The organism is Caldimonas sp. KR1-144, from assembly GCF_049446155.1.
Taxonomy (GTDB): domain Bacteria; phylum Pseudomonadota; class Gammaproteobacteria; order Burkholderiales; family Burkholderiaceae_C; genus Rivibacter.
Genome location: NZ_JBMSEE010000006.1, coordinates 235,740 through 249,525, shown reverse-complemented (window position 1 = coordinate 249,525; position 13,786 = coordinate 235,740). Strand labels below are relative to the sequence as shown.

Annotated in this window: 11 protein-coding genes and 1 tRNA gene; 6 read left to right on the top strand and 6 right to left on the bottom strand. The window is 69.5% G+C overall.

Features of this window, described 5'->3' with window-relative positions; genetic code table 11:
- Position 1: 1 nt before the first annotated feature.
- From ACO2TI_RS15850 to ACO2TI_RS15825, 6 genes are all read right to left on the bottom strand, one after another.
- Positions 2 to 2,191, bottom strand: a complete 2,190-nt coding sequence (locus ACO2TI_RS15850; protein WP_423285787.1) for a TIR domain-containing protein — start codon at positions 2,189 to 2,191, stop codon at positions 2 to 4.
- A 119-nt stretch (positions 2,192 to 2,310) separates the two neighbouring features.
- The gene (locus ACO2TI_RS15845) at positions 2,311 to 2,670 is read right to left on the bottom strand and encodes a hypothetical protein (RefSeq protein ID WP_423285785.1); all 360 of its coding nucleotides are present in this window, start codon (positions 2,668 to 2,670) and stop codon (positions 2,311 to 2,313) included.
- Positions 2,667 to 4,883 (bottom strand): TIR domain-containing protein, encoded by a 2,217-nt coding sequence (locus tag ACO2TI_RS15840; RefSeq protein WP_423285784.1) that lies wholly within the window; start codon positions 4,881 to 4,883, stop codon positions 2,667 to 2,669. Before ACO2TI_RS15840 ends, ACO2TI_RS15845 begins: the two co-directional genes overlap by 4 nt.
- A 43-nt stretch (positions 4,884 to 4,926) precedes the next feature.
- Complete coding sequence (locus ACO2TI_RS15835) at positions 4,927 to 5,700, bottom strand: hypothetical protein (RefSeq protein ID WP_423285782.1); 774 nt, start codon at positions 5,698 to 5,700, stop codon at positions 4,927 to 4,929.
- Positions 5,701 to 5,888: 188 nt separating this feature from the next.
- Positions 5,889 to 6,770, bottom strand: a complete 882-nt coding sequence (locus ACO2TI_RS15830; protein WP_423285780.1) for a tetratricopeptide repeat protein — start codon at positions 6,768 to 6,770, stop codon at positions 5,889 to 5,891.
- On the bottom strand, positions 6,767 to 7,267 hold the full coding sequence (locus ACO2TI_RS15825; protein WP_423285778.1) for a GNAT family N-acetyltransferase: 501 nt from the start codon (positions 7,265 to 7,267) through the stop codon (positions 6,767 to 6,769). Before ACO2TI_RS15825 ends, ACO2TI_RS15830 begins: the two co-directional genes overlap by 4 nt.
- 68 nt (positions 7,268 to 7,335) lie before the next feature.
- Here ACO2TI_RS15825 and ACO2TI_RS15820 point away from each other — a divergent pair, with 68 nt between their 5' ends.
- The 6 genes from ACO2TI_RS15820 (at position 7,336) to ACO2TI_RS15795 (ending at position 13,777) form a co-directional block, all read left to right on the top strand.
- Entirely contained in the window at positions 7,336 to 8,250 is a 915-nt protein-coding gene (locus ACO2TI_RS15820) for an alpha/beta fold hydrolase (protein WP_423285776.1), read from the top strand.
- An 81-nt stretch (positions 8,251 to 8,331) separates the two neighbouring features.
- Positions 8,332 to 9,436 (top strand): peptide chain release factor 2 gene (prfB, locus tag ACO2TI_RS15815; protein WP_423285774.1). Its coding sequence is split into 2 segments (ribosomal slippage): positions 8,332 to 8,412 and positions 8,414 to 9,436, totalling 1,104 coding nucleotides; the frame shifts between segments, so codons are not numbered across the junction.
- A gap of 43 nt (positions 9,437 to 9,479) precedes the next feature.
- On the top strand, positions 9,480 to 12,155 hold the full coding sequence (gene pepN, locus ACO2TI_RS15810; RefSeq protein ID WP_423285894.1) for an aminopeptidase N: 2,676 nt from the start codon (positions 9,480 to 9,482) through the stop codon (positions 12,153 to 12,155).
- Positions 12,156 to 12,257: 102 nt separating this feature from the next.
- Positions 12,258 to 13,268, top strand: coding sequence for a class 1 fructose-bisphosphatase (locus tag ACO2TI_RS15805; protein ID WP_423285772.1), 1,011 nt, complete (start codon positions 12,258 to 12,260; stop codon positions 13,266 to 13,268).
- 40 nt (positions 13,269 to 13,308) lie between these two features.
- Positions 13,309 to 13,384, top strand: a tRNA-Thr gene (locus ACO2TI_RS15800).
- A 174-nt stretch (positions 13,385 to 13,558) separates the two neighbouring features.
- Positions 13,559 to 13,777 carry a hypothetical protein gene (locus tag ACO2TI_RS15795; protein ID WP_423285770.1) on the top strand — a complete coding sequence of 73 codons (219 nt, stop codon included), beginning with the start codon at positions 13,559 to 13,561 and terminating at the stop codon, positions 13,775 to 13,777.
- Positions 13,778 to 13,786: the final 9 nt, after the last annotated feature.

Genomic DNA, 13,786 nt, shown 5'->3' with positions numbered 1-13,786 from the left:
CTTACTCCTTAGGTCGTGGTTGGGAAACCGATTCGCCCGGTGTTGGCGAGCCGAACAGCTCCAGCACGATCGGGCTTCGTAGTGACCTCGTCTGCAGGCGTTGCACGATCGGACGTGCTTCGCTCGCCCGATCGAGATGCAGAAGAATCTGGGCCTTCAATGCAGCAACCGAGTCGGCTTCGATTGCCAGCGCGGAGGCGTCCAGCATCGACAAGGCGCTGCGCCAATGTGCCTGCGCAGCCTCAGCGTTGCCGCTGGTCGCCAGCTTGCGACCGACCAGGAACTCGACGAGGGCGATTGAGCGAGCCCGCGCGGGCGTGAGATGGCCCGGCTCGGCGATCAGGCGTCGCGCCTGAGTCAGGTACTCCCGCGCCTGCGCCAGCAGCTGCGCGTCTGGCCTCGCCTTGCAGCGGATGGCGAGGTCCAGCCATTGGCTGGGGAGCAGCACATTGACATCCAGGTTGGAGGCATTCCCGGAGCGAAGCGCCGGCAATGCCTTCGAGGCAGCCTCGATCGGTTCCAAGGCCTCCGTGCACCGGTTCAGAGCCGCCAAGGCATCGGCCAGTGCAAGTTGAGCCCGCGTCGATTCCTGGAGCCAGAACTTGTTCGTCGAGTCGACACTGGTCAGCGTGTTGGCCTTCTCCACCGCATCGAGTGCCTCGGCTCGCGCCCGGTCGAAGTGCCCCATCTGCAGTTCCAGTCGCGCCAACGTGTAGGCGACATTGACACGCCCCATCAACGCGATTCGGTTCCTGGTCGCATCGGGCATGGCGTCGAACAGCGACACCTTCGCCCGCTGGGCCTCGGCGGCGCGCCCATAGTCGCCCAGGGTTTCGTAAGCATCCGACTTCCATCCGAGCGTCTTTGCCTGCTCAACGCGCAGCTCAGGCCGTTGGGCTGTCAACGGCTCATAGAGCCTGAGCGTCTCATCGAACAGCGCAAGTGCTTCGTGAACGCGCCCTTGGCGGATGTACACGGCACCGAGATTCGTCGATGCCATCGCCAACTCGATCTGCCAGTCGGGCTTCGCCGAATCGATGACCACCAGCCGCCGTGCGAGCCGGAGGTACTCGCCGAAACGCTGTGCAGCAACGGGAAGATCGCCGCTTTGCCAAGCAACGAGGCCGACCCAGTACTCGCTTTGCGCGTGGTCGAAGATGCGCTGCGGGTCGTTAGGTGCACGCGCGAGCATCTGAGCGGTCGTTTCGGCAGCGCTTCGGAACGCCTTCTCGGCGAGATCACGTTGACCGCGCAAACCGCGGATCTCACCGATCAGATGCATCGCCCGCGAGCGATGCCCCAGCGAGGTCGCATCGAGCTTGGCCGCGTCCTGCCGGCCGTAGTAGCCCAATGCCTTCTCGCCCACCGCATCGAGCACCTCCAGCCGCCCCACCGGTTCGAGCTTCTTGCGCAAGTCACCCAGCATGAACTCAATCAGGTCCTCCGCCTGCGCGCGCTGCTCGCGCGCCTCGTTGCGTGCCTGAAGGGCCATGACCGCCATCACGCCCATTACCAGCATGCCCACCGTCGCGCCCACGGCCAGCCACGCGAGCCTTCGCGCCCGGCGCTGCGCGTCGCGCTGCGCCAGCTCGTCGACGCCCACGCCGGTCATGCCTGCGATCAGCTTGAGCAGCGCCATGCGCTTGCCGTCGCCTTGCTTGCGCAGATCGACCGCGATCGGCTCGAGCTCGGCGCCGGTGGGCGTGCCGTCGGCCGCGCGCGCATGGCGCAGCGCCTGGGGGAAGCACTCCTCTTGCTCTCGCCCCGGCCGCCGGCTCGCGTACGGCTCGCCCGCGGCAATCACCGCCAGCACGCGCTCTTCGCCGTGCAGGCGCTTGAACTCAAGGATCTCGCGCTCGACCCAAGGCGACGCTGCGGCCGCCGGCGAGCACACCACGATCAGCCAGCGGCTGGCCGCCAGGCCCTCGCGCACGTGCGTGGCCAGGTCGGCACCGGCGGGCAGCTCGTCGCGGTCGCGGAACACCGGCCCGACCGTGCGCGGCACCGGCCCGACCGCCGTCTCGCGCCCGGCCAGCCGCGGCGGCAGCCGGTAGGTCTCCAGCCCGCGCTGCAGCCACGTCGCCAGCGCCGCATCGCGGTGGCTGTAGCTCAGGAAGGCGCCGTAGCGGCGCGCGGGCGGCGCTTCGGTGGCGCCACCGGAGGAAGGACTGCGAAGCGCATCAGCGCTCATGGGCACTGCTAGTTACGAAAGGTAAATAACAGTGTCGCCGCTTCTTTACATTCCCGGTGTGTCAGTTGTCGCGATGCGACGCGGCAGGCCGCGTCGCAAACAAGTGTCCGGGCAGATGTTCAGGCGCCGCTCTTGCCGCCGTCCATGTCGCCCCCACCACCGCCGTTGACGATCACGGGATCCAGCGCCAGCTTACGTCCCGAGCCATCGGCGGCGACGAGGTTGATGTCGTACTTATAGGTCTTGCCATCACTGTTCATGTCCTTCCAGCGATAGGCCTGTCCGCCATTGATGCGCTTGGCGTCGCGGAACTGGTTCGTGATTTCGACGATGTCGATACCTTTGTCGTCGAAGTTCCAATCGGTTGTGCCCAGGGTCCAGAAGATCCTGACGTTGTTGGGTTTGCTGCGCAGGTCGAGGGTCTGCTCGACCTCGATCTTGCCGTTGACAACGTTGACTTCGACAGTGACTCGGCTCATCGCGTACTCCTGTTGGCTCTGGTGTGAGAAGGAATCGAAGGGGCGGGTCCCGGCATTCCGGCCGCTGGGGGCCCGCCCGCTAGCAGTTCACGGGCATCGGGACTGCGCACCGAACTCGTACGCAGTTGCTCGACGAGCGGTCGGGCCGCCTCATCATGGCCGAGGCGACGCAGGAGTTGCGCACGAAGAATGAGCCCCCGTTCGGCCCCGCTGCGCGAGGAAGCGCCTTCGTGTACGGGCAATTGGTCCAAGGTCCGGCGCCAGAGCGCGCGAGCCTCCGCCAGTTCGCCTGCCTCGGATAGCAGCCGCCCCAATTCGGCACGGGCGGCCGGCACTGGCCCGCTGACCAGGCTCACCCGCGCACCGCGACCGGCAAGCTCGTCAACATCCGCGAGCAGGGTTCGCAGCGCATCGATAGCTGCCTGCGGTGTGAGCAGCGCACTGCGAGCCGCCAGCGAGAGCCAGCGGCCTCGCAGGTTCACCGCGACGTCCAGGTCGGCGGGATCGGCAGCCAGCAGACGGGGCAGTTCATTGCCCATCGGAGCCAGCGTGCTGCGCGCATCCGTGGTCCGACCGTTGGCAAGCAAAGCCGCTGCGAGATCAAGGCGCGCATAGCAGCGGTCCCGGCGCCACAGCAAGTTGCTGGGGTCGGCGTCGACGAGCTCGCTTGCTCGCATCAGCGCTTCCCTGCCGTGCGACTCAGCCTCGTGCCAGCGCCCGAGCGTAAGCGCGTATCGAGAAAGCAAGGTGGCTACGTTGAGCCGGCCCTGAAGAACGCGCCGATCCTTGTCCGCGCCCGGGATCGCGTCATACAGCGGCAGCTTGGCGCGCTGCGCTCCCGAGGCGCGTTCATAGTCGCCTAGACGCTCGTGGGCCTGGGCCATCCAGCCCCAGGTCTGAGCCAGCTCGAAACCAAGCATGGGCTTGGCCTTGACGATCGGCTCGTAAATGCGCCGCGACTCGTCGAACAGGGCCAGCGCTCCAGTCATCCGGCCGGTGTCGCTTTGCACTATGCCGAGATTCGTGGCCGCCATCGCGACTTCCAGCTGCCACTCGTGCTTGGCCGGATCGATCGACACGAGGCGACGCGCCAGGGCAAGGTATTCGCCAAAGGCCTGCTCGGCGGCCATGGCGTCGCCGCGTCGCCACACCATGTAGCCGACCCAGAACACGCTCTGCGCGTGATCGAAGATGCGCTGCGGATCGTTGGGGAAGCGCTTCAGCAACTGAGCGGTGGTCTCCGCCGCGCTGCGAAAGGCCTCCAGCGCTTGATCTCGCTGCCCCCGCAGGTCGCGGATCTCACCGATCAGATGCATCGCCCGCGAGCGATGCCCCAGCGAGGTCGCATCGAGCTTGGCCGCGTCCTGCCGGTCGTAGTAGCCCAATGCCTTCTCGCCCACCGCATCGAGCACCTCCAGCCGCCCCACCGGTTCGAGCTTCTTGCGCAAGTCACCCAGCATGAACTCAATCAGGTCCTCCGCCTGCGCGCGCTGCTCGCGCGCCTCGTTGCGTGCCTGAAGGGCCATGACCGCCATCACGCCCATTACCAGCATGCCCACCGTCGCGCCCACGGCCAGCCACGCGAGCCTTCGCGCCCGGCGCTGCGCGTCGCGCTGCGCCAGCTCGTCGACGCCCACGCCGGTCATGCCTGCGATCAGCTTGAGCAGCGCCATGCGCTTGCCGTCGCCTTGCTTGCGCAGATCGACCGCGATCGGCTCGAGCTCGGCGCCGGTGGGCGTGCCGTCGGCCGCGCGCGCATGGCGCAGCGCCTGGGGGAAGCACTCCTCTTGCTCTCGCCCCGGCCGCCGGCTCGCGTACGGCTCGCCCGCGGCAATCACCGCCAGCACGCGCTCTTCGCCGTGCAGGCGCTTGAACTCAAGGATCTCGCGCTCGACCCAAGGCGACGCTGCGGCCGCCGGCGAGCACACCACGATCAGCCAGCGGCTGGCCGCCAGGCCCTCGCGCACGTGCGTGGCCAGGTCGGCACCGGCGGGCAGCTCGTCGCGGTCGCGGAACACCGGCCCGACCGTGCGCGGCACCGGACCCACCGCCGTCTCGCGGCCGGCCAGCCGCGGCGGCAGCCGGTAGGTCTCCAGCCCGCGCTGCAGCCACGTCGCCAGCGCCGCGTCGCGGTGGCTGTAGCTCAGGAAGGCGCCGTAGCGGCGCGCGGGTGCGGCGGGCGGTGAGGAAACGGAATGCGCGTCGGCGCTCATGGGCACTGCGATGGACGGGACGCCGCGCAGTGTCGTCGCTTCCTTACCTGCGCGCCGTGCGCGATGCCACGATGCGACACAGCACGTCGTGGTCGCACGGCTGGTCCGGCAGGCGCTCCAGGTCCAGCGGCGCATTCGCCGCGTCCTCGTCCGCCGCCCACAGCAGCGTCGGCGCCGCGTCGCAGCGCGCCGACAGGTGCAGCACCGGCACGCGGCGGCGCCAGGCCTCGACGACCATCGCGGCCGTGCCGCCGCGCCCGCGCGCCGGAGCGCCGTCCCACACGGCGATCAACACGTCCGACTGCTCCAGCACGGCATGGCCGGCCGCCTCGTAGGCATGGTCGCCGTGGGCGCGGTCGCCGGGCAGCTCCAGCACCGACCAGGCGCGCAGCAACAGGCGCTCGAACTCGTGCACCGAGGCGGGCGTGCCGAAGTCGGCCGCGTACTGCGCCTTCAGGAAGGGCAGCACCGCGTGCAGCGTGTAGCCATCGGCCAGGGCCAGCTCGGCCAGATGGCGGTCGGCCCCCTCGGCGAGCGCCGAGACCAGGCGCGGGCGCACCGTCGGACCCTGGGCCTCGCGCAGACCGCGCAGCAGCTGCTGCGCCTGGGCGCGCAGGCGCGCCAGGTGCTCGGGCGCCAGATGCGGCGGCCGGTGGCCGGTGACGCCGACCGCGAGGCCCGAATGGCCGGTGCCGGCCCAGTACGAATGCATCGCGGTGCCGCCGTCGCCGCGCGGCGCGAGGGTCTCGGCGGCCGCGTCGAACGGCGGCATCGCGGCGTGCGCGGGCCAACCCGACGCGGACCAGGCGGACTTCACGTCAGCAGGGCCGCCGCACGGGCGGCAGGCGCTTGGTGGAGAGGAATTTCATGGACAAGCACTCCCGGCGGCCAACCTCGCCGCCGCATGTCGCGCATGCTCGCCGCGGCCGGCGGCGAGCGTCCTTGAAGAAGCTTAAGCGTCCTGAAACCACCCCCTCGCGAAGCGCCTGCGGCGCATCGCGTGCGTCAGTTCGGCGCTGGCTGCGATTGGCGTTGCAGCGTGCGGTAGTGCGCCGCCCTGGCCTCGTCGCCGCGCGCCGCGTAGAGCAGCGCGAGCTCCTCGAAGACATAGGGGTCGGGCTCGCCGGCATCGGCGCATTCGCGCTCGAGCGCGAGCTGGCCGGCGAGCGCCTCGTCGGCGCGGCCCAGCAGGCGCTGGGTGTGGGCCACCATCCACCGGGCGATGCGGATCTCGGGTGCCTTGCCCTTGCGCTCGTGGGCGGCCAGCGCCTGCTCCAAGGCGGCCAGCGCCTCCTCATGGCGCCCGGCCTCGTTGAGCGCGACGCCGAGGTTGTTGTAGGCCGCGGCGGCCCAGCCCTGGGCGCGCGGATCGCGCGCGGCGCGCGCGTACTCGGCGGTGCGCCGGTTCCACTCGATCTGGCCGTCCAGGCCGGTCTCGACCAGCGCGACCATGTGCAGCGCGTCGGCGGCCAGGAACTCCAGGCCATGACCTTGCGCGAGTTCGAAGGCCTCGACGAACAGCGGCCGCGCGTCCGCCGCGCCCCCGCCCGAGCGCAGCGTGCGGCCGCGCTCCAGCAGCGCATGCACGCGCGCCGCGGGGCCGGCAGCGGCCAGCCGGGGCGCGATCGCGTCGAGCTCGGCGTTCGCCTCGTCGAAGCGCTTGCGCAGGCTGTAGCTGCGCGCGATCTGTGTGCGCAGGATCAGCTCGTCGTCGCCGCTGGCGCCGGCCAGCGCAGCACGAAAGCGCTGCTCGCTGGCGGCGGGCTGCCCGTAGTCCCACAGGGCGTAGACATCGATCTCGGCCATGGCCGGCATGCTCGCGGCCACGGCGGCTGCCGTCAATGCGGCCGTCAACGCGGTCGTCACCGCATGCCGCCAGCGCTTCACGCGATGCGCTCCATCGCCGAGCCGGTGACGCGGCACAAGCGCCAGTCAGGCAGGATGCTCGCGCCCAGCGACTCGTAGAAGCGGATCGCGGGCTCGTTCCAGTCGAGCACGCACCATTCGAAGCGGCCATAGCCGCGCTCCACCGCCAGCCCCGCCAGCGCCTGCATCAGCGCACGGCCGATGCCCAGGCCGCGATGGGCCGGCTCGACGAACAGGTCTTCCAGGTACAGCCCCGGCTTGCACAGGAAGGTCGAGAAGTTGGTGAAGAACAGCGCGAACCCGACCACGCGGCCATCGTCGAGCTGGGCGACCAGCGCCTCGGCCGGCGGGCGCGCGCCGAACAGCTGCGCCTGCAGCGCCTCGGGCGTGATCTCGAGCAGGTGGGTGAGCTTCTCGTACTCGGCCAGCGCGCAGATCAGGCGCACGAGGTCGGGCACGTCGGCGGGGGTGGCGGGGCGCAGCGCGAAGCCGCGCGAGGCGGTGTGGGGGTGGCTCATGCGGCCCATTGTCGGGGCTTGTCCCGGCCGCGACGGCAGACCGGTCGCCGGCTGCGTACAGTGGCCGCATGCCTTCGTCCGCCTACCTTCCGCGCCGCGTCGCGCGCTCGATGAGCGTGCCGGTGCGCGGCCTCGACTACCACGTGCTCGCCTGGGGCGCGCCGCGCGCCGGCGTGCCCCCGCTGGTGATGATGCACGGCTGGATGGACGTGGCCGCGTCGTTCCAGTTCGTCGTCGACGCGCTGGCGCAGGAGCGCCAGGTCTTCGCGGCCGACTGGCGAGGCTTCGGCGCCAGCGCCGCGCCGCAGCCGACCGACAGCTACACCTTTGCCGACTACCTCGGCGACCTCGACGCCCTGCTCGACGCGCTCTCGCCCGACGCGCCGGTCGACCTCTGCGGCCACAGCATGGGCGGCAATGTCGTGATGCTCTATGCCGGCGTGCGGCCCGAGCGCGTGCGCCGCCTGGTCAACCTGGAAGGCTTCGGCCTGCCGCGCACGAAGCCGCAGCACGCGCCCAAGCGCTACCGCCAGTGGCTCGACGAGCTCAAGACGCCGCAGCGCCTGCGCGACTACGAAAGCCTCGACGAGGTGGCCGATCGGCTGCGCCAGAACAACCCGCGCCTCGCGCCGGCCTTCGCGCGCTGGCTCGCGCCGCACTGGGCGCGCGAGGACGCCGCCAGCGGACGCTGGGTGATCCAGGGCGACCCGGCCCACAAGCGCACCAGCGCCAACCTCTACCAGGTGGATGAAGCGCTGGCCTGCTGGCAGCAGATCGAGGCGCCGCTGCTGTGGATCGAGGGCCGCAATACCGACCTCGTGAAGTGGTGGGGCGATCGCTACACGCTGGCCGAGTTCCACGAGCGGCTGGCGGTCGTGAAGAACGTGGAGCGCCATGCGCTGGCCGACTGCGGCCACATGCTGCACCACGACCAGCCGCAGCAGGTGGCGGCGCTGATCGAGGCCTTCCTGGACCGTGCCTGACCCGCACTGCGACGGTGCGAAAATCCCGGCTTCCGCCCGCGGCACACCCATTGCAGCGGCGACACGAACACAGGAAGCCCCATGGACATCGAACGCATCAACACCATCGGCGCCACCCTCGCGGACCTGACGCAGCGCGCGCAGGACCTTCGGAGGTATCTTTGACTTCGACCAGAAGTCCCGGCGCCTGAGCGAGGTCAACGCCGCGCTCGAAGACCCGGCGGTCTGGAACGACCCCAAGAACGCGCAGGCCCTGGGCCGCGAGAAGAAATCGCTCGAGACCGTGGTCGAGGTGCTCGAGCGCGTCGGCTCCTCGCTGGCCGACAACGCCGAACTCTACGAGATGGTCAAGGCCGAGGACGACTTCGCCTCGCTGCAAGCCATCGAATCCGACGCTGCGGCGCTGGCCGGCGAGATCGAGCAGCTCGAGTTCCGCCGCATGTTCAACAACCCGGCCGATCCGAGCAACTGCTTCCTCGACATCCAGGCCGGCGCCGGCGGCACCGAGGCCTGCGACTGGGCCTCGATGCTCCTGCGCCAGTACCTGCGTTACTGCGAGCGCAAGGGCTTCAAGGCCGAGGTGATGGAAGAGTCGGAAGGCGACGTCGCAGGCATCCGCTCGGCCACGCTCAAGATCGAGGGCGACTACGCCTTCGGCCACCTGCGCACCGAGACCGGCGTGCATCGCCTGGTGCGAAAGAGCCCGTTCGACTCCGCGGGCGGTCGCCACACCTCGTTCGCGAGCGTCTTCGTCTACCCCGAGGTCGACGACTCGATCGAGATCGAGATCAACCCGGCCGACGTGCGCACCGACACCTTCCGCGCCAGCGGCGCGGGCGGCCAGCACATCAACAAGACCGACTCGGCCGTGCGCCTCACGCACATCCCGACCGGCATCGTCGTGCAGTGCCAGAACGACCGCTCCCAGCACCGCAACCGCGACGAGGCCTGGCAGATGCTGCGCGCGCGCCTCTACGAGCACGAGATGCGCAAGCAGATGGCCGAGCAGCAGAAGCTCGAGGACTCCAAGACCGACGTCGGCTGGGGCCACCAGATCCGCAGCTACGTGCTCGACCAAAGCCGCATCAAGGACCTGCGCACCAACGTCGAGATCTCGAACACCCAGAAGGTGCTCGACGGCGACCTCGATCCCTTCATCCAGGCCAGCCTGAAGCAAGGCGTCTGATCGCCGCCTGATCGCCCCCACAAGGACAACAACCATGACCACCATGCGCGAAGGCAACGCACCGCTCGTGCGCCGCGAGGACTACCTGGCCCCGGCCTACTGGATCAAGACCGTCGACCTCACGTTCGACCTCGACCCGGCCAAGACCCTGGTCATCAACAAGATGACCGTCGAGCGCAACGCCGACCTGCCGGAACAGCCGCTCAGGCTCAACGGCGAGAAGCTCAATCTCACGCGCGTGATGGTCAACGGCGAGCCGGCGACCTTTCGCGTCGAGGACGATTGCCTGGTGCTCGAAAACCTGCCGGCCGGCGAGTTCGCGCTGGAGGTGCGCAACACCTGCTGCCCCGAGAAGAACCTGGAGCTCTCGGGCCTCTACACCTCGGGCGGCGGCTTCTTCACGCAGTGCGAGGCGCAGGGTTTCCGGCGCATCACCTACTTCCTCGACCGTCCCGACGTGATGGCGGTCTACACCGTCACGCTCAAGGGCAACGCCAAGAAGTACCCGGTGCTGCTGTCCAACGGCAACCTGCTCGAGCAAGGCGAGCTGCCCGAGGGCAAGCACTTCGCGAAGTGGCACGACCCGTTCCCCAAGCCCAGCTACCTGTTCGCGCTGGTCGCCGCGGATCTCGTGTGCCGCGAGCAGAAGATCAAGGCGCGCAACGGCCGCGAGCACCTGCTGCAGGTCTACGTGCGCGCCGGCGACCTCGACAAGACCGAGCACGCGATGCGCTCGCTGATCGCCTCGGTCGCGTGGGACGAGGCTCGCTTCGGCCTGGCGCTGGACCTGGAGCGCTTCATGATCGTCGCGGTCAGCGACTTCAACATGGGTGCGATGGAGAACAAGGGCCTGAACCTGTTCAACACCAAGTACGTGCTGGCCAACCCGGCCACCGCCACCGACGTCGACTTCGCCGGCATCGAGAGCGTGGTCGGCCACGAGTACTTCCACAACTGGACCGGCAACCGCATCACCTGCCGCGACTGGTTCCAGCTCTCGCTCAAGGAAGGCCTCACCGTCTACCGCGACCAGGAGTTCTCGATGGACATGGCCGGCGACGCTTCGGCGCGCGCGGTCAAGCGCATCGAGGATGTGCGCGGCCTGCGCCAGGTCCAGTTCCCCGAGGACGCGGGCCCGATGGCACACCCGGTGCGCCCCGACGCCTACCAGGCGATCGACAACTTCTACACCGCCACCGTCTACGAGAAGGGCGCCGAGGTGGTGCGCATGATGGCCAAGCTCGTCGGCCGCGAAGGCTTCGCGCGCGGCATGACGCTGTACTTCCAGCGCCATGACGGCCAGGCCGTGACCTGCGACGACTTCGCGCAGGCGATCGCGGACGCCAATCCGCACAGCGAGCTGAGCGCGCGGCTCGAGCAGTTCAAGCGCTGGTACTCGCAGGCCGGCACGCCGCGCGTGACGGCGCGCGGCCACTACGACCTCGCCTCGCAGACCTACACGCTCGAGCTCTTGCAGCACGGCCTGCCGACCGCCGGCCAGCCGAACAAGGCGCCGTGGGTGATCCCGGTGGCCATGGGCCTGGTCGACGCGGCGGGCCACCAGATCGCGCTGCAGCTCGAAGGCGAGGCCCAGCCCTCGGGCACCGAGCGCGTGCTGGTGCTGCACGAGGCGCAGCAGCGCTTCGTCTTCGTCAACGTGCCGGCGGCGCCGGTGCCCTCGCTGCTGCGCGGCTTCTCCGCGCCGGTGGTGCTCGACGACGGTCTCGACGAGGCCGCGCTGTTCACGCTGCTCGCGCACGACAGCGACCCGTTCAACCGCTGGGAGGCCGCCCAGCAGCTCGGCCTGCATCGGCTGCTGGCACGCGTGCGCGGCGAACTCGACCAGCCGCTCGACGAGGCCTTCGTCGGCGCGCTGCGCGCGGTGCTGCGCCACGCAACGCTCGACCCCGCCTTCAAGGAGCTGGTGCTCACGCTGCCCAGCGAAGGCTACGTGGCCGAGCAGATCGGCCACGACGTCGATCCGCAGCGCATCCACGCGGCGCGCGAGTCGATGCGTCGCCAGCTCGCCCGCGCGCTGCACGACGACTGGGTCTGGGTCTGGGAGACGCAGCAGCCCTCGGGCGGCTACCGGCCCGACCCGTATTCGTCGGGCCAGCGGGCCCTGGTCAACCATGCGCTCTCGGCCCTGGTGCTCGACGCCACCGTGCGCGGCGACACCGTCTGGCCGGGCCGCGCCTACCAGCGCGTCAAGGACGCCGGCAACATGACCGACCGCGCCGGCGCGCTCTCGGCACTGCTGCACGCGAACGCGGAGCTCGCGCAGCCGGCGCTGGAGCGCTTCCACGCGCTGTTCAAGGACGAGCCGCTGGTGCTCGACAAGTGGTTCGCGATGCAGGCCACGGCCTGCGAGCACAACGGGCGCGTGTTCGAGCGCGTCAAGGCGCTCACGCAGCACCCCGACTTCACGCTGCGCAACCCCAACCGCGCGCGCAGCCTGCTGATGATGCTGTTCATGTGGAACCCGGCGGCCTTCCACCGCACCGACGCGGCCGGCTACGTGTTCTGGGCCGACAAGGTGGTCGAGGTCGACGCCTTCAATCCGCAGCTCGCGTCGCGCCTGGCGCGCGCGATGGACCGCTGGCGCACGCTGGCCGAGCCGCTGCGCTCGGCCGCGCGCGAAGCGATCGCGCGCGTGGCCGCGAGGCCCGAGCTGAGCGACGACACGCGCGAGATCGTCACGCACGCACTCGCCGACTGAGATGTCCGCCCCCACGCTCACTTTGTTCGCTGCCCCCCGAGGGGGCCCAGTCGCCTTGGGGCGGCCCTGCGGCGACCGAACCACCCGACCGAGGAAAGCACCATGAGCCGACGCGTCAGCCTGACCCAGTACCTCGTCGAACAGCAGCGCGCGCACGGCCACATCCCCGCGCAGCTGCGGCTGCTGCTCGAGGTGGTGGCCCGTGCCTGCAAGGGCATCGCGATCAGCGTGAACAAGGGCGCGCTCGGCGGCGTGCTCGGCTCCGCCGGCAGCGAGAACGTGCAAGGCGAGGTCCAGAAGAAGCTCGACATCATCGCCAACGAGGTGCTGATCGAGGCCAACGAATGGGGCGGCGCGCTCGCCGCGATGGCTTCCGAGGAGATGGACAGCATCTACGTCGTGCCGAACCGCTATCCCCAGGGCGAGTACCTGCTGCTGTTCGACCCGCTCGACGGCTCGTCGAACATCGACGTCAACGTCAGCATCGGCACCATCTTCTCGGTGCTGAAGAAGCCCGAGGGCCACGCCGGCGTGAGCGTCGACGACTTCCTGCAGCCCGGCAGCGCGCAGGCCGCGGCCGGCTACTGCATCTACGGCCCGCAGACCACGCTGGTGCTGACGGTGGGCGATGGCGTCGCGATGTTCACGCTCGACCGCGAGACCGGCTCCTTCGTGCTCACGCAAGACGACGTGCGCATCCCCGAGGACACCAAGGAGTTCGCGATCAACATGTCGAACATGCGCCACTGGGCCCCGCCGGTGAAGCGCTACATCGACGAGTGCCTCGCCGGCAGCACCGGCCCGCGCGGCAAGGACTTCAACATGCGCTGGATCGCCAGCATGGTGGCCGACGTGCACCGCATCCTGTGCCGCGGCGGCGTCTTCATGTACCCCTGGGACGCGCGCGAGCCCAACAAGCCCGGCAAGCTGCGCCTGATGTACGAGGCCAACCCGATGGGCTTCATCGTCGAGCAGGCCGGCGGCGCCGCCACCAACGGCCGCGAACGCATCCTCGACCTCAAGCCCAAGCAGCTGCACGAGCGCGTCAGCGTGATCCTCGGCTCGAAGAACGAGGTCGACCGCGTCACGGCCTACCACGCCGAGCAGGGCTGAGCCGAAACCGGTTTGGTTCTGCGTATAATCGCGGGCTCTGGCCGGTGTAGCTCAGCTGGTAGAGCAGCGCATTCGTAATGCGAAGGTCGGGAGTTCGAATCTCTTCTCCGGCACCAGACTCCAAGAGGGCCCGCACGCAAGTGCGGGCCCTTTTCTTTTTGCCAGCCCCGCCGCGGGCACGGACAAGCGGCCACCGCAAGGGCGACCTAGGGATATGAACCGGTCGCCCCTCGCCCGTAAAAGGTGCCCCTCGCGCGGCCTCGCCCGCGTGAAGTCCAGGGGAGGTTCGCATGTTCACCTTGTGTCGGCTGCTGCCCATGCGACGTCTCCTCGGCGACCAGTTGCCGGCGCTTGCGCTGTCCTGGCTGCTCGCCGAGCTGTTCTACAAGTTCCACAGCTTCTCCCTCGAGACGGCGGCGTTCCTCGCCACCTGGTTCGCGCTTGATGCGCTGATCCAGGGGCTGCGCCGGCTCGCCGGGCACGCCACCGCCGTCTCCGTCGAACGTTGACGCCACGGC

Excerpts from the sequence above, each read along its gene's own strand:
- ACO2TI_RS15795 (WP_423285770.1), top strand. The coding sequence starts at position 13,559 with ATGTTCACCTTGTGTCGGCTGCTGCCCATGCGACGTCTCCTCGGCGAC.
- pepN (WP_423285894.1), top strand. The coding sequence starts at position 9,480 with ATGCGCGAAGGCAACGCACCGCTCGTGCGCCGCGAGGACTACCTGGCC.
- ACO2TI_RS15825 (WP_423285778.1), bottom strand. The coding sequence starts at position 7,267 with ATGAGCCACCCCCACACCGCCTCGCGCGGCTTCGCGCTGCGCCCCGCC.
- ACO2TI_RS15850 (WP_423285787.1), bottom strand. The coding sequence starts at position 2,191 with ATGAGCGCTGATGCGCTTCGCAGTCCTTCCTCCGGTGGCGCCACCGAA.
- ACO2TI_RS15840 (WP_423285784.1), bottom strand. The coding sequence starts at position 4,883 with ATGAGCGCCGACGCGCATTCCGTTTCCTCACCGCCCGCCGCACCCGCG.
- ACO2TI_RS15805 (WP_423285772.1), top strand. The coding sequence starts at position 12,258 with ATGAGCCGACGCGTCAGCCTGACCCAGTACCTCGTCGAACAGCAGCGC.
- ACO2TI_RS15820 (WP_423285776.1), top strand. The coding sequence starts at position 7,336 with ATGCCTTCGTCCGCCTACCTTCCGCGCCGCGTCGCGCGCTCGATGAGC.
- ACO2TI_RS15845 (WP_423285785.1), bottom strand. The coding sequence starts at position 2,670 with ATGAGCCGAGTCACTGTCGAAGTCAACGTTGTCAACGGCAAGATCGAG.